Consider the following 21,064-nt stretch of genomic DNA (forward strand, 5'->3'; position numbering starts at 1 on the left):
ACAATATTTATTCCTAAAATTTTATAGGACTTTTTGTCACAGAATATAAAAAAACTGACTTAAAAAACTATCTTTTTCTATCTCCATAGATTCCTTTGATAGGTGAATATTCAATGATATTACTCAATCGCATGGAAGCCTGTTTCAATAAGGTAATCTTTTTGATGAGCTCGTAGTACTTTACTTCATCAGTATCCCTGTACAGATCCAGCTCTTTATCCGTTTCCGTGATTAAATAATCTATATATCTGTATTTATGCAATAAAACATCTCCCTGGATCTGATCTGCCACTTTATCTCCGTAATTGGGAGGATAAATATTTCTGGAAGCCCAGTTTTCAAGATCATCCAACGGAATCAAAGCATCCACCACCTTTGTAGTAATCTCTTCATCCATAAAAGATACAAAAAAGTTTCCACTTCTGAGCTCATCTTTCTGAATTCCCTCTCTCACCTGAGTGATAATGATTTCATTGCCTTTGACTAAAAACGTATACTGCTCTTCTTCAAAATGATGAAGAATTTCCTCAATGACTGTAATCTGATATTCTTCACCTTGTTCATTTCTACGTTTCAGAATAATATCTCCAAATGCAAGCATGTGCTCGACAAGCTTGTTCTCCATGAACAGTACATCAAACAGGAAAGGATCTTCTTTCTCTTTTTCAAGAGGAACAATCTCCATCTTCGGAGCTGCTTTCTCCTTTTGCTGCTGCTGAACATGATGGGTCTGATTCTGTGTAATCTGCTTCTGAACATCAAGCTCATTGAAAAGACTTTGCTCAGAAAGTCCGAATTTATTGGAAACCTCTTTAAGGTAAACCTCTCTTTTCAGCGCATTCTGTACAAAAGAAACAGATTTTACGATATCCCTTATCGCTTCTGCTTTTTTAATAGGGTCATTACCAACATCCCTCAATAGGATTTCCGCTTTGAAGTCGATGAAATCCATCGCTTCATTTTCGATATACTTTTCTACATATTCCTGCGGATGCTTTCTTGCAAATGAATCCGGATCATCTCCATCAGGGAAAAGCAGGACACGAATGTTCATTCCTTCAGTCAACAGCATATCGATACTTCGGAAACTGGCTTTGATACCGGCGTTATCACCATCGAAAAGAATGGTTACGTTTTCCGTAAGCCTTTTAATCAGTTTGATCTGTTCCGTTGTCAAAGACGTTCCGGAACTGGCCACTACATTTTCAATTCCAGACATATGAAGCGAGATCACATCCATATATCCTTCCACCAAAAGACAGCCATTCTTTCTTGAAATTGCCTGCTTACTCTGGTTTAATCCATAAAGGACATTAGATTTATGATAGATCTCCGTTTCCGGGGAATTGAGATATTTCGCTGTTTTGACATTATTTTTAAGAATCCTTGCTCCAAAACCAAGTACCCTTCCTGAAAAACTGTGAATAGGGAAAATAACTCTTTCTCTGAAACGGTCTACTCCTGCAGGAGTATTTTCCGGGAAAATAGATAATCCGGACTTCTCAAGAATTTCTTTGTTGTATCCTTTCTCCAGTGCATATGCAGTAAAAGCATTCTTCTTCTCAGGAGAATATCCCAACTGGAATTTTCTGATAATATCGTCCTTTAATTCTCTCTCTTTAAAATAAGCCAATCCGATGCTTCTTCCCTCCTGATCATCCCAAAGAATTTTCTGGAAATAAGTATTGGCAACCTCATGAATTTTATATAAAAGATCTTTTTCAGTCTGTGCATGTTTTGCCTCTTCGGAAATTTCACGCAGATCTTCTTCAATTTCAATTCCGTACTTTTTTGCCGCATGGCGAAGGGCTTCAGGATAGGTAAAGTTCTCAATTTCCATAAGAAAAGAAATCGCCGTTCCTCCCTTTCCGGTTGAGAAATCTTTCCAGATCTGTTTGCTTGGTGAAACAACAAAACTTGGAGATTTTTCTTCATGAAAAGGACTGAGTCCTTTAAAGTTAGACCCTGCTCTCTTCAACTGCACGTACTCACCCACAATCTCTTCAACGCGGATCGTGGAGAATATCTTATCAATGGTCTGTTTGGAAATCATGGTGTAAAATTAAGTAATTTATGGAGAAATTGGAAGAGATTGGGAATTTCGGTACGGGATTCGGGTTGCAAGTTGATAAGTTTGTGAATATATATGGAATGTGCTGCTTATAACTTCCATCTTCCAGCCTTAAATTTCTAGCTTAGCAAGTCATAAATCATTATTTTTGCAAAACAAATTAGCATATGCAGTTCAATATCAATACAATCGAAGACTGGCAGGAAGTTGTTGACAGCATCATTCCGGAATTAAAACATAATATTCTTTTATTAAAGGGAAATCTGGGAGCCGGAAAAACTACTTTCACACAATTTCTGCTTAAAAATATGGGCAGCAAGGATGAAGTCAATTCTCCCACTTATTCTATTGTTAATGAATACAATACGGAAAAAGGGAAAGTATACCATTTTGATCTTTACCGCTTAAAAAATATTGAAGAAGTCTATGATATCGGAATTGAAGAATATCTGGACAACTCTTTTTTATGCATTATCGAGTGGCCGGAAGTATATGAAGAGGAGCTTTACGGTCTCAACTATCACACAATGAGTATTGTGAACACGGGTGAAAACAGAGAAGTTTCATTCGATTAAATATTATGTATCTTTGCTCATAAATTGAGTGTAAATAACAATCTGTAAGACATAATTTAATTTAAGGATGAGTACAAATATTTTTACTCCTTTCACAGAAGAAGAATTGATGCCGAAAGAGGAAAAATTGGAGGTTATTAAAAAGGGAAAACAGTTCAGTATTGGAATTCCTAAAGAAACCTGTCTCAACGAAAGGAGAACCTGCATCACTCCTGACGCCGTACAGGTGTTGGTAGAGCACGGCCATGAGATTATTATAGAATCCGGGTCCGGGGAAGGTTCGTTTTTTACAGATTTACAATATTCTGAATCAGGAGCGAAGATCACCAATGATCCTAAAGAGGCTTTCGGACAGGATCTTATTCTGAAGATCAACCCTCCTACTGAAGACGAAATTGAGTACATGAAACCTAATACTTATCTGGTTTCAGCACTTCAGATCAACCTGAGAGACAAGGAATATTTCTTAAAGCTTGCAGAGAAAAAAATAAACGCCATTGCTTTTGAATTTATTGTTGATGAATACAAACAGCTGGCACTGGTAAGATTAATCGGGGAAATTGCAGGAACCGTTTCTATTTTATATGCTTCAGAATTATTAGCCTTATCGAACGGCTTAATGCTTGGAGGTATTACAGGAGTAAGACCTGCAGAAGTAGTAATTCTTGGAGCCGGAATTGTAGGTGAATTTGCTACAAAAGCAGCAATAGGTTTAGGAGCCAGCGTAAAAGTTTTCGACAACTCTTTATCAAAGCTGAGAAGACTTCATACTATTGTTGACAGTCGGGTACCGACTTCTATTATTGATCCTAAAGAACTCAGCAAAAGTTTAAGACGTGCTGATGTGGTGATAGGAGCGCTACCAAGATTGAACATGACGCCTATCGTCACTGAAGATATGGTGATGAAAATGAAAAAAGGCAGTGTCATTATCGATATTACCATAGATAACGGTAAAGTTATTGAAACCTCAGAACTCACTACCATGGAAGATCCATATGTCATCAAACACGGTGTCATTCACTGCGGGCTTCCGAACCTTACTTCAAGAATGCCGAGAACTACAACAAAGGCTATCTCGAATTTCTTCCTTTCTTATATTTTAAATTATGACGAAGAGGGCGGCTTTGAAAATATGCTGATCCGCAAAAACGAAATGAAGCAGAGCTTATATATGTACAAAGGAAGACATACCAAGAAAATCATCTGCGACCGTTTCGGACTTACGTACCACGATATCAATCTTTTAATTTTCTAATGAAGAAACTGAAATTTTATGCAATAGGCTTCGTTCCGGGGCTTTTGATCGTATTTTTTATTTTAAACAAAAAAGGGGCAAGCTGCAGCGGATATTTACCCAACAGCCGTGTTATTGCTGAAAGCCTTTCTAAAGAGTTCAAATATTCTGACGAGGCTAAGAGCGCAATGGCAGCCTACAAGATTGATGAGAAATTTATAAAAGACAGTATCATTACCAACGGGAAAGTAGATTTTGACCGCAGCCATGCACAGAAGAAACCTTGTCCAAGCTATCTTTTAACCTATCCTGAAAAAAATCCGTCTTATGAGATCATTTATGAAAAATGTGAAGAAACGGTGATGGTAAACAGTCTTAAAAAACTTAAATAGTTTTAATACCATAGTATGGGCGGCAATTACTACATGATTCATGACTATCTGATATTCATCGGAGTTTTTGCCATTTTCCTGTTTCTGACAACCAGTATTTACCTTTTCAGCCAGCATGAGAAACTGAAAAAGAGAAATAGCAAATTATCTGAGACCAATAAACTTATTGAACAGCGTCTGAATGAAGTCCGTCTGGAACATATTGGTACAAAGCTGAATCCGCATTTGTTTAAAAATATTCTTAATTCGGTGCAGTCTCACGCCTATCAGACGTACATGTCACTGGATAAGCTGGCGAATGTGCTGGATTATATTTTATATGAAAGCAACAATAAGTATGTAAGCCCGAAAGAGGAGCTTAATTTTGCTTTAAGCCTTATTGAAATTAATAAAATAAAAATCAATCCACTTTTTGATTTCAGAATCAAATCAAAGATTAATAAATCTGATGCGCTGTATGAGGAAAAGGTATTTGCTCCGCTGATTACTGTGGATCTTATTGAAAATGCCTTTAAACATACGGATTTCCTGGCTCAGGACTCTTTTATTTCCATTTATATGGAGCTTGAAAATGGTATTTTCACGATGAAAGTAAGTAATAAAGCTTCGTTAAAGAATATTCTGGAAAAGGAAAAAAGCGGTTTTGGAAGCCAATCTTTTGATCAAAGGCTTAAAATGATCTACAGCACTTACTACCAGCTGGAAAGAAGTTCAAAAAACGGAGTCTTTACGGCGGAATTAAAAATCAATTTAGGAGAATTCTATGATAAAATGCGTTATTCTGGATGATGAATTATTGGCTATTAGCTATTTAAAACTTCTATGTGAGCAGATCGACAATGTAGAAGTGGTAAAAGCATTCAATGATCCTAAAATTTTTCTGAACGAAATAGACAGTCTCGACTGCAATCTGTGTATTCTGGATATTGAAATGCCCGGAATGACAGGCCTTCAGGTGGCTGAGATTATTTCAGGTTCAAAAAAAATTATCTTTACAACAGCTTATAAAGAATATGCAGCCGAAGCTTTCGACCTGAATGTGGTAGATTATGTAAGAAAACCTATCAAAAAAGAAAGACTGATGCAGGCTTTCGAAAAAGCTAAGGAACTGGTGGAAGACAGCCCTAAAAAAGCTTTTATCGAATGGAATACCAATATCGGAAAAACCGTCATATTTACAGAACAGATTTCTTATATTAAAACCTCTGAAATTGACAGCAGGGATAAAGATATCATCTTAAGTGACGGAACAACAATCGTTCTAAAAAACCTGAATTTTAAAAACCTTCTGGAAATGCTTCCTGCCAAAGATTTTGCCCAGGTCAACAAAAAAGAGATTATTGCTTTATCTTCTATCAAAGTATTTTCAACCAACGAAATTATTACAACAATTGCCACTGAAGATCATACCTTTCTGAAACTTCAGATTGGTGATGCCTACAAAAATTCCCTGATGGAGCTATTCGGGAAATAAGCCCTTTTTCAAATTTTTCCGGTTTCGTTACAGAATTACTGCACTTTATTACAACTCCCCTTTTTCGACGTACAATCCATTTATTTTTGCACAGAATTAATTGATTTTATAATGAAAAACTGTTTCTATGCTGCAGGACTTCTCATATCCGGCTTGTGTTTTTCCCAAGAGATACCTTCAAAAATAAAAGTATCTTTTTTTGACGGAATAGCAGTGGCCGGATATGTAGATCATGGTGCTTTTATTAATTTTACCGGACCCAATGTAAGCCTTACCCACCAAAACATAAAATTCGTATTGGGAATGCTTCCTTCATTAAGAATTAAAGAAGACCGGTCATCAGGAACAAAAAACAGTCCTATTATGCCTACGCTGGGTGCCGGTCTTACGATGGTTTATAAAAAAATTGCCCTTCAGATCCCGGCTTACTATAATACCAAAACAGCAGACCAGAACGGCAGCTGGAAAATAGGATTTGGATTCGGATATTCATTCAAATAGATTTTATTACATTTTTTAGAACATTCATTACATTTAAAAAAAAAGAGTATTTAACATAACTATATTCTTATCAACTTTGCATAAAATATTGGAATCATGAATTTGGGGAAATACAAAAATTTAATTTTCTACATTACTACCATCGCTGTTTTTTCGTGTCTGATGTATTATTTCATTATTGAAGGACAGACTTTGGAAGTAAAAGAAAATATTGTTGCTAAAACCAGCAGCGGTTCTACCTGGGAAAATTTCTTGGAATCATTTAAAACCAATCTTCATCATCCGCTTGCGTTATTACTGGCGCAAATTGTCACTATCATTATGACGGCAAGACTTTTCGGATGGATTTGTATGAAAATAAAACAGCCCACTGTCATCGGAGAAATGATTGCAGGTATTGTGTTGGGGCCATCACTTGTGGGAATGTATTTCCCTGAGTTTTCGGCATTTCTTTTCCCCAAAGAATCATTAGGTAACCTTCAGTTTCTAAGTCAGATAGGTCTTATTCTTTTCATGTATATTGTTGGAATGGAGCTGGATCTGAGTGTATTAAGAAAAAAAGCTCATGATGCCGTAGTCATCAGCCATGCAAGTATTATTATCCCTTTTGCTTTGGGAATAGGACTTTCTTATTTTGTTTATCAGGAATTTGCACCGGAAGGTATCCAGTTTACTTCTTTTGCCTTATTTATAGCTATTTCTATGAGCATTACAGCCTTTCCGGTATTGGCAAGAATCGTACAGGAGAGAAACCTCCAGAAAACCAAACTGGGAACTATTGTTATTACCTGTGCAGCTGCCGATGATATTACGGCATGGTGTATTCTTGCAGCCGTAATTGCTATTGTAAAGGCTGGCTCTTTCGCAAGTTCCATCTATGTAATTATTATGGCTATTGCTTATGTATTTTTAATGATAAAAATTGTCAGACCATTCCTGAAAAGAATCGGAGACCTTCAGGCAGGAAAAAATACAATCAGCAAACCAATGGTCGCTATTTTCTTTCTGACTCTGATTTTATCTGCATATGCTACCGAGGTAATCGGTATTCACGCTTTATTCGGAGCTTTTATGGCAGGAGCTATTATGCCTGAGAATACAAAATTCCGTACTCTTTTTATTGATAAAGTAGAGGATGTGGCTTTGGTGCTTCTCCTTCCGTTGTTCTTTGTATTTACCGGACTTCGTACTCAGATAGGACTTCTGAATGACAGCCATTTATGGATGACGGCAGGATTTATTATTCTGACTGCTGTTCTCGGAAAGTTTGCGGGAAGTGCACTGACGGCAAGATTTGTAGGCATTAACTGGAAAGAAAGCTTAACGATTGGAGCTCTGATGAATACAAGAGGTCTTATGGAACTTATCGTACTGAACATCGGATATGACCTTGGAGTTTTAAGTCCTGAAATTTTTGCAATGCTTGTGATTATGGCACTCTTTACCACTTTCATGACAGGACCTGCTCTTGATTTCATTAATTTTATATTTAAATCTAAGAAAAATCAGGATGAGCCTGCCCACGAAAATGATTCTAAATATCGGGTTCTTCTCTCTTTTGACAAACCGGAATCCGGAAGTACTCTCTTAAAACTGGCTCACAATTTCACTCATAAAATGAATGGCAATAAAAGCATCACTGCTATGAATATTGCTCCGGTAGATGAAATGCATGCCTATGATATCAATGAATATGAGGATTCACAATTTCAAAACGTCATTGAAACCTCTCACGATCTTAATCTGGAAGTAACTACTCTCTTTAAAGCCTCTACCGATATAGAAAGTGATCTTACCAGCATTACCAATAAAGGACATTATGACCTTCTGCTGATCATGCTTGGAAAATCCATGTATGAAGGAAGTTTATTAGGCCGTTTGCTAGGCTTTACCACCAAAATCATCAATCCCGAAAAGCTCCTGAATACAGTGAAAGGCAAAGGAAATATATTCAACAATTCTCCTTTTGACGATTTTACCCTTCAGATTCTGGACAAAACCAATATTCCTGTGGGAATTTTGGTAGAAAAAGACTTTAAAGCGGCGGATAAAGTATTTGTTCCCATCTTTAATCTAAGTGATTTTTATCTTCTTGAATATGCTAAAAGGCTTATCAATAACAACAATTCACAGGTTATCATTCTGGATGCTGCAGGACAGATCCGAAACAATATTGAGGTGAAGGAACTTATCAGAAGTATTGAACAGGTAGCTCCTAATCATATTACCCTGTATAATGAAAAGAAGATTGAAAAAGAATTTCTGAACGCTCAGGATCTGATGCTGATCAGCAGTAAAAGTTGGAAAAATCTGATTGATACAAAAAGTCTTTGGCTTTCTGATATCCCTTCTACATTAATAATTTCAAACCCATAGCCAAAATAACACACCGATATTTCTATTTCTACCAGAAGCTGTAAATATTATTCGTTGTCTGTAAAGAAAAAACGGGTATATTTATAGCTTCAATTTTTTGGGACATGCTGATTAACAGTGAAAATGGAGTTATAGAGCTGAAAACCTTTGCTACCACACTTTATAAGGGAATAAGTCTTGATCAGCTGAAGCAGACTGATTTTTATAAAGAAAAGTATCACAATATGTGGGATGTAAAAACCGGGTATTTTTGGTATTATTTTCAGCATATAGAAATAAAAGGGTATCAGGTATCTTTCAGTTTGTGCTTTTTCGGAGATCAGCTGGACATTATCCATATGAACACATGGGAAAATGGTGATGCTAAAGACTGGAATGAATGGACAGAGGAAAAAGAAATGAACGTTTTTCACAGAAACAATACTTTTCTCACCCGGATCCTGGAAATGTCTCCAACCCAAAAAAAGAAAAAACCTTACCCAAGCTGCACCTTCAAATTTCCCTGGGGAGATATATGGTCGGTCTACGATCCGAGAAGTGCCAGCAGCCTGATGGGAATCAATTTTAATGAAGAGGAAAAAACAAATAAAAATAACTTATAACCAAAGAACAAGACTTTAATATGTGCCGATACTCCATGATGGTTTACAAAGGACATTATGCCTGTTTCAACTGCCAGAAAACTTTCAAACGCCGCCACCTGAAAGATGTGGACCGGGATGCTCAGACTTCCGTGGAAGCCAAGTGCCCCGAATGTGGAAATCTGATGGCCAATATGGGACTTGATTTTAAATCCCCTCCTAAAAATGACGATAAGCAATGGGCTCATATCCGTGATTTGTATACGATAGGAATCACTTTTCATTCATGTGGATGCTCCGGTCCCGGATATATTCCGCAGGACAGAAAGGCCATTATTACCTATCTGGAGAAAATCCGCTCAGAATATATGCACTCTCTTGTATTCTGGAGATATCGCATAGAACCTGAAAATAAAAAGGAACGGGAACTGGATTATCAAAAGCACAGCAGTCATTTATGGGCTGTAAACCGTAATGCTTTTAAAGAAACAGTAACCAATCAGGAAGGAATCAACTATTGGCTCAAGAGAATCAATGAGGTGGAAGAAAGACTGAATATTATCAAAGCGGATAAACAATAGCAACCATTTAATCAGTTAATTTCAGAAGTCTTTTAAAATCCTCTGTTATACTTTTCTCCTGCTCAGCCGGATAATCCGCATTGATATTATATTCGCGTCCCATAGTAGCATTAATTAAAATAATATTTCCATTTTCAAAATAATTTCGGGTTATTGTAATTTCTGATTTTTTCAAATCAAATGCTTCCGTATCATTATTTTCTTTCATTGCTTCAGCATCATAGAAAAGGGGTCGGTTATACCTGTACTCTTTCTCGAAAACAAAAGAAAGTCGCCCGTTAAGAAGATAATATTCTATCAGTTTCTGTCCCATTTCGCCATAATGCCTGGCAATAACTTTTTCCAACCCTTTATCCGTATAATAAAATGTGGCCTCCCCTCCTTCTGCAGATTCTCCTTCAATATCCTTCTTTTTGACAAAAGTCCATTTTGTCATGGAATTAATCCTTTTAAAATTGGTCTGAATAGGTTTCAGCTGCTTTTTTAAGCCCTTGCTATTTGTTGTATCATTTTCATTGAATGTTTCGTTGATCCTTACAGTATCCTTTGCTTTTGTAGTGAAAAAAACAGAAGCTTGATCGCCGGACTTCTGAGCATATGCAGAACTCAAACTGATCAATATTATGAAAACTCCGTGTAAGAATCTATTCTTCATGTTTACTGTTTTATAACTTTAAAATTAGTAATAACTTTTGGTTGTATTGTACATTATTAAACCACAAAAGTCACAAAAGTTTTTTTGTTGGCTTATTTTAATTTACTACTAACTGTTTTAAAAGTACACAAGCTTTGAAAACCCTTGTAACAGCTTAGATTCCTACAGAATGACAAACTCATGGATAAACCATCATTCCAATTATGTCATTCCGTAGGAATCCATCCACATTAAACCAATAAGAAAGCATCAACAAAAACTCCAATCCTGACTAGCATCACAACTGAAGACGTAAAAATTCCCCTCCACTGGAGAGGTGGCGAAAATTCAGAGAATTTTTGACAGGGTGGCTTCCATGCTGCATTTATCTTCATGTCGTAATTCTACTACACTTTTTAAAATTTAACCCTAAAAATTAATTTCAAATAGAGTTTTTTAATAGCTTTATCCTATAATTCACATTGGATGGAAATTGATTTCTTACAATATCAGGTACGGAATGGAGACACGCTGACCTCTATCGCTTCCCGGCTGGGCATGACCGGTGAAGAACTAAAGCTGTTTCACAATTCCCATTGCCAAAAAATGGATAAGATTTGGTTTGAAAGTCTTAATGACGTCAAAAATATCTATGTTCCCACCAATTTTAAAACAGAGATCCAGAAAGAACGAGAAAGAAAAAACAGTTTTCCTTCAAGATTTTCAGAGTCTTTTCTTGCCAAAACATATTCAGTGAATGAGACTTTTGAAAGTCCGTTTGAACCTTTCGTTACTATTGATTATACCATTGAGCTTGCTCTTCACAAAAGCAAAAATACAGATCAATATATTTTGAGCTACAGCCAGAATGATTTTAAATCCAATGGAAATACGCCCGATGATAAGGTAAGCAGCTTATCCATTGCCTGCATGAAAAGTATCATGCCTCTTGAATTTATTATGAATGACAAGGGTCAAATTATCGGCTTTGCGGACCACAAAAAAATCACAAACACATTTACCCATCAGCGTAAAGATCTTGAAGAGTTTTATGTAGGAGAAGTTTCTCAAAATTACATGAATTCGTTTAAAAGGGGCATCAGCGATGAAACGGTTTTCTTGCAGCAATTGCAAAGTACACTCCTTTTTCAGACTTTGTTTCCCAAAATAGATTGGTTTCAAAGAAAAAAGAATTGGACAGAACCTATTTATTTTTTACAGAATTCGTTTCCTGTACAATGCGAACTCAATATTGAACAGTCAAATGATGATGAAAACTCTGCTTTGACCATTTTAAACGGTAAAATCACCGAACGATGCACTCCACAGGAGATTATGCGCGGCATAAAGTTTAAAGATTCTGCAGCTGAACCTGCGCAAGGAAATATAATATTAGAATACACCACCCACACAAAAAATAAGAAGCTTCTTCAGGCTAAAGCTTCGGTTTTACTCAGTCATGAAGATGAATTTATTCACCAGCACCATATCAATATAACACAAGGATAATATGAAAAATTATGTCACACAAAAAGGCGATACTTTCAGTTCGCTGGCCGGGCAGTTTAAGCTGAAAAATGAGGCCATTTTAAAAACTTATCATAACCTCCACTGCCCGCCGGAAGATGTCATGCAGGAGCCTGTTCCCGGAAAAACCATTTTTATTCCGGAAGATCCACACCTTATGGCCGAGGAAACAGAATCTCAAAATATCTCTGCATCTTCTCAGCAGGAGTCTACAGAAGATGATGCTGTTTCTGAAGAAAATTCAACGGAAGAAACTCCAAATGAAGAGCAATCATCTGGAACAGCAGAAGAGCCAACCAATAAAGAAGAAAAGAAAGATAAAAAAGAAGATAGTGGTTCCAGTCCCCATGAAGGAAAATATTTCATTGTACAGAAGGGAACCGTACAGTGTAATCAGGGATTTAAATTTCCAAAATTTAAAGTCACCAGTCATCAGAAACATTACTGGAATGACGGAGAAGGACAGGCCGATTATCTGGCTGTAACAGAAGACGATCTTCAGCTTGATCCTGCAGCACAACCATTTGGACAATGTAAACTTAAGCCAACTTCAGGAGGTTATCTTCCCTGTGCTTATGCTCCTGCCGGAAAGTGGCAGAAGACGTATGAAAAAGTAAAAGTGATGGGAAAAAGCTGTCTTACGGAAATCTCTGAACTAATGTGCAGTACAGGAGGAAAAATCACCATTCTCAAACACGGACAGCAGAGTGAAGTCGGTAAAAGCCAGGTTGCCAAAACAAATACGCAGGAACAGCAGGTTTACAATCCCGTTGTGGATTTTGATGAATTTAAGGAAGATACAAAAGGTACAGACGAACTTTATTACAGCTAAGCCATGACAGGAAGTATAATCGGAAATCAGAATCCTCTGGTAGGAACAACCTATACCTACGAAATAAAACCTTCGGGACTGTCATTCGGTCTGAAAGGTGACTATGAATGGTATCTTTATAAGAAGCAGAAAAACGGAATCTGGAAAGATATTACCAACAAACCTAAAAAAGGTGAAAAAGTAACGTACAGATTCGGAGAAATAGGCCTGGGTATAGAATTTCAAATGAAAGTCTATGAGATTAAAAAAGGAATTTTACCAGGTATGTCTGCTACCAAGCAACTGGCTGGCAGCTGTATATTAATTCCGACCAGTGATAAGGTTTCAAAAATAGAGAAGGTAATTCTTTTCAACAGAGGAGCAAAAGACGTCAATAAGGCAAGTTACCGTGATACTCTTATTGCGCAGGCACATTGCATTGCAATGTTTAATAAAGAGATCGAGTTTCATCTTTGGGAAGATGATGCACCTGGAAAAGGCCATGATGTTAATATCAATAAAAACAACCGTCACACAAGAAGTTATAAGGCTCGGGTCAATGAAAAAGGGATTGCAGAAGTGCCAATTCCCCTGATGTCTGATGAAAAAATCCTTCGTCAGATGGCCAATCAGTTTCTAATGAAGGGTGACAGGAATGAAGGCGCCAATCATGAGTATTATGTTACAGCCACTTATTCAGGAAAAATCCAGGGAGCCAGCCAGGTAAATGTAGATGTAGCCAATCCTGATTATAAAGGACAGCCTCAAAATCAACCCCAACCTAAGCCTAAACCCGGCACACAGACTCCAAAATTTTCTCCAAAACAAGGAGGTGGCCCCAAACAGCCAGATCCTACAGGTAATATTATAGAAGCTCTTTTCATTGATGATAAAGGAAATGAACTGTCCAAAGTAGCTGTAGGAGATAAAGTAAGAGTAAGAATTCACTCCAAAAATATGGTGGGAAAACACATCCAGTATGTAGTTTGGGAATATGATTCCACTTCCAATGATGAAGTTTACAGAAGTGGAAATATTAAAATTCCTGCTGATGTATGTGACACTTCAGGATTTATCATTACAAAGGCTATTTTTGAAAAAGGAGTAGACTCTCCTATCGGCGACCCGGATTCCGATAAACAAAATTATTTTATAGAAATTATCTCAAAAGATCTTTCCGCAGAATCTCAGAAATTTGGGGTAAATTCGGAGGGTCTGATGCAGGTGGAGAAGGTGAAGAGTGCGGCGGGGGTGCAGAAGCAGCCTGAACCTGCAGTTCCAAAAACTGGGAAATGTTTTTGTAATAGAGATTTCACACCAGAAGAGTTTGAGAAAATAATTCATGGGCTTCGTGATAGCGAAAAGCGAGTTAAACAAGGTAGCGGATATAATTTATTTAATGCTCCTAATTGCAATATTAAAGCTGAAGATAGAACCATCGAAAAGCTGCGTTCTCAAATAAATACAATCTTCAATCGTTATGGTATCAACACCTGCCTTAGAAAATTACATTTCTTATCACAAATTTATCATGAAACTGATCGTCTACGAACTGCAAAAGAATATGCCGATGGAATTAAGTATGATCCAGGTAAACATCCAGATGCAATAAAAAGTGGAAATACAACAAAAGGAGATGGTGAAAAATATAAAGGTAGAGGTTTAATGCAATTGACCTGGAAAAACAACTATAAAATCTATAAATATTATTCTGGAATTGATGTAGTTACAAATTACGAAAAGGTTTCCGACACACTTTCAACAGCCTGTGAATCAGCTGGATGGTATTGGAAACAAGGAAAAATATTAAGTATTGACACAAGATGGAAAGGTCCCGCAGATGCACCATCCTATGTAAAGATTCACAAACCTGACTACCCTAAAGATACAATTACATGGGAAGATAATGGCAAAAAAAAGAAATATGGAACGGTAAATATGGGATTAATAGCTGATGATGACAAAGTAGATTTAATAAGTTACTTAGTGAATGGAGGAGCAAATGGTTTACAAGAAAGGAGGAACTATGTAATTACATTAAAAGCTTTATTTGAATACCCACAAAAATGTGTAAATAAAACCCAAATCTCACCACCTGTAAATAACGGATCGTCTAGTTCTGTAACAATAAGATTAGTTAGAAAATGGCAAACTAAGAAATCAACAATTGGAGAATTCAGTATTGACAATACTCAGATCAAAGGCTTTATCCTCGAAGAAAAAGGGCCTGACAGTACAGAGTCAGGAAAAGAGCAACGTGTTCCTATTGGGACATACAATCTAGAATGGCATTCCGGTACAAAAATTAAAAAAGGCCTAAAGCTATTCAATGATGTTGTATCTAAGGACAGAGCAATCTTAATCCATTCTGGTAATACAGCAGATGATACTGAAGGATGTTTATTACCCGGAACAACCCGATCTACAGATTTTGTTGGTGGTAGTAAAGATAAATTAAAAGAAATATTTACCTATGTGGAAGAAATAGGAATTAAAAACGCTAAAATTATAATTACTCAAGCATATGAATAAATTACTCTTATTAATACTAACTATATTAATATCATGCAAAAGCCCTTCACAAGAGGGAAATAAAAACATTAATGTTGCAAATCTTGAGCAGTCATTTTCAAATAAAAAGGAAAAGGAGTTCTTAGAAAATTTTCCAAAGGATTTTCAAACCTTTAAAAATACATTTGGTTGGAACGATGAAAAAGATTCTGCTGAGATTCTTTATAAACATGCCAATTCTTATATTGATTACTGGTTTTCTTTAATTCAAAAACCTCAATATAAAAAATATGAAAATTCAATAATAGAAATTTCAAAAAATGGAAAATGGGAAGCTGATGCTGTTAATTATTTTAAAATAAAGTCAATAGAATACATTAAAAGAAATAACAAATATGATCTAATCAACTCTTTATCAAAGAATGATGCAAAATCAGTTTTAACATTTTTGTTTGATTCTCCTCATCCAAAACCAGATGATACATTATTAGCCAACTTAACAATTGAAAAACAAAACTTGGCAAAAGAATTATTATCCACGGATACTTCAAATGAAACTAAAAGGGGCTCATTTGAAACCTATGTTAACAATGAAGATTATTTCATAAAGATCTTTGATGTCAACAAAGATGGCATCTCTGATAAAATTGTAAGTAACAAACCTTATCAAGGAGAAAATTTATTTATCTTTTTTGGGGATAAGCAAGGTAAATATACATTAGCATTGGAAACAAGAAACTTTTCTGAGGATGGAGGTAATATTATTGATGATATCATTCCAATTTCTGGAAATAAAGGATTCACTGTAAAGACATCCTTCCCTGATCGTGGATACTATGAAAAAGAATATAATATTATTTTGGATAATAACACATGGCTTCTTAAAAATATTATCTATAAAACAATGTCAGATATTTCTCAGGACGCAGTAAAATATATTTGTGATGTTCCCCAAAATATTGATATCCAGAAATCCGGATGGACTGATAAAGTAATACCTATTCCTGAAGAAAATGTAAGAGCAAAAAAATGTAGAGTAGAGAAAAGCAAAAATAAAACAGCCTTCTACATTCAAGATTCTGATGGTTATACCAATTTAAGGAAGGAGAAAAACTCTTCTTCTCAAATCCTACAAAAGATCAACACAGGTGAACAAGTTGAGGTTTTAGACCAAAACGGAGATTGGTGGTTGATAGTTTCTAAAGAAGGTAAAAAAGGATATGTTCATAAAAGCAGAATAAAATCTGAATAAGTAACTTAAACAAATGATGAAAAACTGTTTAATGCCATTTTTACTAATGCTTGTTGCATGTTCAGGAAAGGAAAAAGAAACCTCAATATCTGAAGTTTCAAGCAAAATAGAGAATATCCAAACTTAATTCAATTAAGTAAAATCAGTTGTAATCAAGAAAATATTGAAACAGCAAATTATTCTTTAAACTGTAAATTATCCTAATTATTTAGATGGAAAATATTATGAGAAAGAAGATAAATCCTACTTTGAATTTTCAATGTCAAAAATAGAATATTACAGAAAGTATAAAAATGGGCTTTTTGAAGGAGATTATAATAAAATAATTGATCTTATAAAATAAATCAGTTATATCACATAAATATAACTAACAAATGATAAAACCCATTTTAACTTTATTAACTCTCATATCTTTCTTTTTTAGATGCAAAGAGAATCATGCAAGAACTATTGATATTATTAAATCACAATATCGAGCACTATACTTTGATGATGATAATATTAAAGATAAAGCTGTAATTAAGGCAAAACAAAATACAGAACTATCTAGTTTTATATTATACATCTACTTATCTTCATTGAACAAAACGGTTGAAATTCCCATATTAAACAATAGTATTCTATATAACAATACTGAAGCAGACTATTATTTAAGTGATCCTATTATTAAAAATAAGATCATTACCATTCGAGTAGATTATGCCGATCAAATTACCAAACCAAATATTTCTGGAGAAAGAAAAAATCTGATTGAAAAAATAAAATTTAGGTTTGATACTAAAAACAAAAAAATACAAGTTATTGGATATGATTTAAGTTATACAAAAGCTAAAAAAATTATTCAAAATCATTTAATTTTATTACAGGCAAGTTTCATTCTACATCATCTTTTGATGGCAAAAAAGAAGAAGCATCTGGTTGGGCTTCAGAACTTCAAAACATATACATTGAGAATTTGAACCGTGATTTTTCAATAAACTTTCATTACATGGAAATGAAATTGAATAAAAAGCTTACAAATAAAAACAGATTAATGGAACCATTTTTAAATATATTAATTCTCAAATTTTTATTTTATAGTTGCAAACTTTCGCCAATAAAAAAGAATAGCCTGGCCTGCTAACCAAAACAAAAAAGGCTGTTATCACTTCCCATTAACACCACCTACACACAATTTAGAAAAGAAATTTCGTTTCATTTAAAAAATATTTATACCTTTGCTTTGTGATTTTTAACAACGGAACATATTATTATAGAATTTTTACCTCAGCTCTGGGATAGGGATTCTTATGAATATAATTTAAAACCTCGTCCTAGGGACGAGGTTTTTTTATTTTAAAAAATTTAAAAAGATGAAAATAAGTATTATTGGAGTAGGATTGATCGGCGGTTCGATGGCTTTGAAATTAAGAGAGAAAAACCTGGCCAGCTTCATCTACGGAATTGATAACAATACACAACATATCAGTGATGCATTAGATCTTAAGATTATTGATGCCGGAGTAGATCTTGAGCATGGAATTAAAAATTCGGATCTGATTATTCTTGCCATTCCAGTAGATGCTGCCAGAAAACTATTGCCCTCTGTTCTTGATCTTGTGACTGATCAGCAGACTGTAATGGATGCTGGTTCTACGAAGGCAGGAATTGTAAATGCTGTAAAAGACCATCCGAAACGTTCACGATTTGTCGCTTTCCACCCGATGTGGGGAACAGAAAATAACGGTCCGAAATCCGCTATTGTAGAGAGTTTTTCCGGAAAAGCAGGTGTGATATGTAACAAAGAGGAATCCGCGGACGATGCCTTAGCTACTGTTGAAAAAGTAGTAAATGCCCTTGATATGCACATGATTTATATGGATGCAGAAGATCATGATGTCCACACCGCTTATATCTCCCATATCTCCCATATTACATCTTATGCCCTGGCCAACACCGTATTGGAGAAAGAGCGTGAAGAAGAAACGATTTTCCAGCTTGCCAGTTCCGGTTTTTCAAGTACCGTACGTCTTGCCAAGTCGCATCCGGAAATGTGGGTTCCCATCTTTAAACAAAACAAAGAAAATGTACTGGACGTTCTGAACGAACACATTACCCAGCTCAGAAAATTCAAATCCGCTCTGGAAAAAGAAAACTATGAATACCTTGAAGAGCTGATTTCCAACGCCAACAGAATCAGAGGAATTTTAAGATAAATTCTCTTATACGATACTAAAAGCCCGACGGTTTTTACTTTTATTTTATTAAGAAACCCTTAGTCAGTAATGTCTAAGGGTTTTATATTGTAAAAAATTATTATTTCTATTAACATTCCGGAACGTTGACTGCAATCGCCAATCCGCCTTCCGAAGTTTCTTTAAAACGGTCACTCATCGACTGAGCGGTTTCCCACATCGTTAGAATCACCTCATCCAATGTTACTTTTGCTTTGGTAGGATCACTTTCCAATGCAATATTGGCGGCCGTAATCGCTTTCATTGCTCCCATTGTATTTCTTTCAATACATGGAATCTGTACCAGTCCTTTGATAGGATCACAAGTTAATCCAAGGTGATGCTCCATAGCAATTTCTGCGGCCATCAATACTTGTCCAACGCTTCCACCCAGAATTTCTGTAAGTCCGGCTGCTGCCATTGCAGAAGAAACTCCGATTTCCGCCTGACATCCTCCCATTGCGGCAGAAATGGTTGCGTTTTTCTTGAATAATGTCCCGATTTCTCCTGCTACAAGCAAAAATCTTACAATATCATCCTCACTGGTAAACGGAGTGAATGCCTGAGCATACATCAATACCGCCGGAATTACTCCACTCGCTCCATTGGTAGGTGCCGTAATAATTCGTCCGAAACTTGCATTCTCTTCATTCACAGCCAGCGCAAAACAAGCAATCCATTTGTTGATATTCGTAAAGTTTTCTTCAGCATCTACAACCTGTTGAAACCACTCGTCTTTATTTTTATAGATTTTATCTCCTAACAGTTTTCTGTTGATTCCTGCAGCTCTTCGGGAAACATTCAATCCACCCGGAAGAATTCCTTCCTTATTGACTCCTTTGTAAATACATTCTTTAATCTGCTGCCAGATATAAAGTGCTTCCTGTCTCGTTTCTTCCTGACTTCTCCAACTCTCTTCATTCATGAAAATCAAATCAGAAATTTTATCAAATCCTAGTTTTTCACAATATTTTGCAATATCAGAAGCTTTATGACAAGGATACAATGTACGTACACATTGCTTTTGAATAGAGTTTTTTTCCTGGCTGGCAATGAAACCACCACCTACAGAATAAAAATCCTGCACAAGTTCAGTTCCGTCTTCAAAAACAGCTCTGAAGATCATCCCGTTCGGGTGAAAATCAAGGCTCTTTTTCATGTTTAAAATCAGATGATGTCCATAAATAAACGGAATTACCTTTTCACCACCAAGATTAATGGTTTGAGTACTTTTAATGTAATTTATTTTTTCATCAATTTTTGAAGTATTGATCGTCTTAAAATCTTCTCCATTCAATCCAAGCATTCCTGCAATATCAGTTCCGTGCCCAATCCCCGTTTTTGCGAGTGAGCCAAAGAATTCAAGAAAAACCTCTTTAACTTCTTCTATTGATCTTTCTCTTTTTATAATCCTGATAAATGCTGCTGCTGCGTTCCAAGGTCCCATCGTGTGTGAACTGGACGGGCCTATTCCTACTTTAATAATTTCAAAAACCGATATTGATTCCATAAATGATTCGTCATTTTCCTCTAAAACAAAGATACATGATAAATCCTAATATATGCATAGCAAAATCCTAGATTTATCTGGTTTTGACAGCCCATAAAATAAGTATTTTTGTAAAATGGGTTGATTGTATGAATTTCAGTCAGGTCTATCATTATATTGTTCTTTTTAACTATTTTTTTAAATGGAAACATTAATTAAGAGTATCCTGCAGCATGTCCCGCTAACTCCCGAAGAAATAACCTTATGTAAAAGCTTCTGGACAGAAAAAACATTGGAAAAAGGAGATTTTTTGTTGCGAAACGGGGAAATCTGCCGCCATGACAGTTATATCATTTCAGGAGTTTTAAAAGCTTTCTGTATTAATGAAGAAAATGGAAATGAAGAAATCCTCTTTTTAGCTATTGATCATTGGTGGGCAACAGATATTTCGAGTTTTTCAAAACAAAAACCTTCCATTTACAATATACAGGCTGTGGAAAAAACAAAGCTTTTGCAGATCAGACATCAGTCTTTTCAAAAAATGCTGAAGGAAATTCCAGCTTTAGAAAAATACTTCAGAATTATTCTGGAAGGTTATCTCGGAACCCTTGAAAAAAGAGTGGTATTCAATCATATGCACAAAGCAGAACAAAAATATCATGATTTTCTGGATACTTACCCCGATATTTCCTCCAGAGTTCCACAGTATCTGATTGCTTCTTACCTTGGAGTCTCCGCAGAATTTATCAGTAGAATCAGGAAAAAAAATAAATCCTCTTGAACTAGATCAATTTTTCAGGAATAAATAATCAGGAATTTTGCTGTTATAAATTCTTAAC

General features: G+C 35.7%; 19 protein-coding genes. 16 read left to right on the forward strand and 3 right to left on the reverse strand.

Annotation, left to right across the window (positions count from 1 at the left end):
• Window positions 1–67: 67 nt before the first annotated feature.
• Entirely contained in the window at window positions 68–2,053 is a 1,986-nt protein-coding gene (gene dnaG, locus LC457_RS14270) for a DNA primase (protein WP_223600467.1), read from the reverse strand.
• Window positions 2,054–2,238: 185 nt separating this feature from the next.
• Between dnaG and tsaE the strand changes: the two genes are divergently transcribed.
• The 9 genes from tsaE (at window position 2,239) to LC457_RS14315 (ending at window position 9,788) form a co-directional block, all read left to right on the forward strand.
• The gene (gene tsaE / locus LC457_RS14275; RefSeq protein WP_223600468.1) at window positions 2,239–2,646 is read left to right on the forward strand and encodes a tRNA (adenosine(37)-N6)-threonylcarbamoyltransferase complex ATPase subunit type 1 TsaE; all 408 of its coding nucleotides are present in this window, start codon (window positions 2,239–2,241) and stop codon (window positions 2,644–2,646) included.
• Window positions 2,647–2,713: 67 nt separating this feature from the next.
• On the forward strand, window positions 2,714–3,904 hold the full coding sequence (locus LC457_RS14280; protein ID WP_047377074.1) for an alanine dehydrogenase: 1,191 nt from the start codon (window positions 2,714–2,716) through the stop codon (window positions 3,902–3,904).
• Window positions 3,904–4,275, forward strand: a complete 372-nt coding sequence (locus LC457_RS14285) for a hypothetical protein (RefSeq protein WP_223600469.1) — start codon at window positions 3,904–3,906, stop codon at window positions 4,273–4,275. The genes LC457_RS14280 and LC457_RS14285 overlap by 1 nt, the downstream gene beginning before the upstream one ends.
• Window positions 4,276–4,290: 15 nt before the next feature.
• Complete coding sequence (locus tag LC457_RS14290; RefSeq protein ID WP_223600470.1) at window positions 4,291–5,064, forward strand: histidine kinase; 774 nt, start codon at window positions 4,291–4,293, stop codon at window positions 5,062–5,064.
• Window positions 5,039–5,749: a LytTR family DNA-binding domain-containing protein gene (locus tag LC457_RS14295; protein WP_223600471.1), complete on the forward strand. Its 711-nt coding sequence runs from the start codon at window positions 5,039–5,041 to the stop codon at window positions 5,747–5,749. The genes LC457_RS14290 and LC457_RS14295 overlap by 26 nt, the downstream gene beginning before the upstream one ends.
• Window positions 5,750–5,860: 111 nt before the next feature.
• A complete protein-coding gene (locus tag LC457_RS14300) occupies window positions 5,861–6,250 on the forward strand; it encodes a hypothetical protein (RefSeq protein ID WP_223600472.1) in 390 nt (129 codons plus the stop codon).
• Window positions 6,251–6,346: 96 nt separating this feature from the next.
• Complete coding sequence (locus tag LC457_RS14305; protein ID WP_374200548.1) at window positions 6,347–8,626, forward strand: cation:proton antiporter; 2,280 nt, start codon at window positions 6,347–6,349, stop codon at window positions 8,624–8,626.
• A 104-nt stretch (window positions 8,627–8,730) separates the two neighbouring features.
• Complete coding sequence (locus LC457_RS14310) at window positions 8,731–9,228, forward strand: hypothetical protein (RefSeq protein ID WP_223600473.1); 498 nt, start codon at window positions 8,731–8,733, stop codon at window positions 9,226–9,228.
• Between the two features lie 35 nt (window positions 9,229–9,263).
• The gene (locus LC457_RS14315) at window positions 9,264–9,788 is read left to right on the forward strand and encodes a hypothetical protein (protein WP_308116409.1); all 525 of its coding nucleotides are present in this window, start codon (window positions 9,264–9,266) and stop codon (window positions 9,786–9,788) included.
• A 7-nt stretch (window positions 9,789–9,795) separates the two neighbouring features.
• On the opposite strand, the gene LC457_RS14320 is transcribed toward LC457_RS14315, so the two are convergent.
• Window positions 9,796–10,443, reverse strand: a complete 648-nt coding sequence (locus LC457_RS14320) for a hypothetical protein (RefSeq protein ID WP_223600474.1) — start codon at window positions 10,441–10,443, stop codon at window positions 9,796–9,798.
• Between the two features lie 465 nt (window positions 10,444–10,908).
• Between LC457_RS14320 and LC457_RS14325 the strand changes: the two genes are divergently transcribed.
• The 6 genes from LC457_RS14325 (at window position 10,909) to LC457_RS14350 (ending at window position 18,718) form a co-directional block, all read left to right on the forward strand.
• Window positions 10,909–11,931 carry a LysM peptidoglycan-binding domain-containing protein gene (locus LC457_RS14325; protein ID WP_223600475.1) on the forward strand — a complete coding sequence of 341 codons (1,023 nt, stop codon included), beginning with the start codon at window positions 10,909–10,911 and terminating at the stop codon, window positions 11,929–11,931.
• Between the two features lies 1 nt (window position 11,932).
• On the forward strand, window positions 11,933–12,781 hold the full coding sequence (locus LC457_RS14330; RefSeq protein ID WP_223600476.1) for a PAAR-like protein: 849 nt from the start codon (window positions 11,933–11,935) through the stop codon (window positions 12,779–12,781).
• A 3-nt stretch (window positions 12,782–12,784) separates the two neighbouring features.
• Window positions 12,785–15,292, forward strand: coding sequence for a DUF5675 family protein (locus LC457_RS14335; RefSeq protein WP_223600477.1), 2,508 nt, complete (start codon window positions 12,785–12,787; stop codon window positions 15,290–15,292).
• Entirely contained in the window at window positions 15,285–16,523 is a 1,239-nt protein-coding gene (locus LC457_RS14340) for an SH3 domain-containing protein (protein WP_223600478.1), read from the forward strand. The genes LC457_RS14335 and LC457_RS14340 overlap by 8 nt, the downstream gene beginning before the upstream one ends.
• A 374-nt stretch (window positions 16,524–16,897) precedes the next feature.
• Window positions 16,898–17,482: a hypothetical protein gene (locus LC457_RS14345; RefSeq protein WP_223600479.1), complete on the forward strand. Its 585-nt coding sequence runs from the start codon at window positions 16,898–16,900 to the stop codon at window positions 17,480–17,482.
• Between the two features lie 393 nt (window positions 17,483–17,875).
• Complete coding sequence (locus tag LC457_RS14350) at window positions 17,876–18,718, forward strand: prephenate dehydrogenase (protein ID WP_223600480.1); 843 nt, start codon at window positions 17,876–17,878, stop codon at window positions 18,716–18,718.
• Between the two features lie 109 nt (window positions 18,719–18,827).
• Here the strand turns inward: LC457_RS14350 and LC457_RS14355 are convergent, their stop codons facing one another.
• A complete protein-coding gene (locus LC457_RS14355) occupies window positions 18,828–20,246 on the reverse strand; it encodes an L-serine ammonia-lyase (protein WP_223600481.1) in 1,419 nt (472 codons plus the stop codon).
• A 181-nt stretch (window positions 20,247–20,427) separates the two neighbouring features.
• On the opposite strand from LC457_RS14355, the gene LC457_RS14360 reads away from it, so the two are divergent.
• Entirely contained in the window at window positions 20,428–21,006 is a 579-nt protein-coding gene (locus LC457_RS14360) for a Crp/Fnr family transcriptional regulator (protein ID WP_223600482.1), read from the forward strand.
• Window positions 21,007–21,064: the final 58 nt, after the last annotated feature.

The sequence above is a fragment of the Chryseobacterium sp. GVT01B genome, assembly GCF_019970045.1.
Lineage (GTDB): Bacteria > Bacteroidota > Bacteroidia > Flavobacteriales > Weeksellaceae > Chryseobacterium.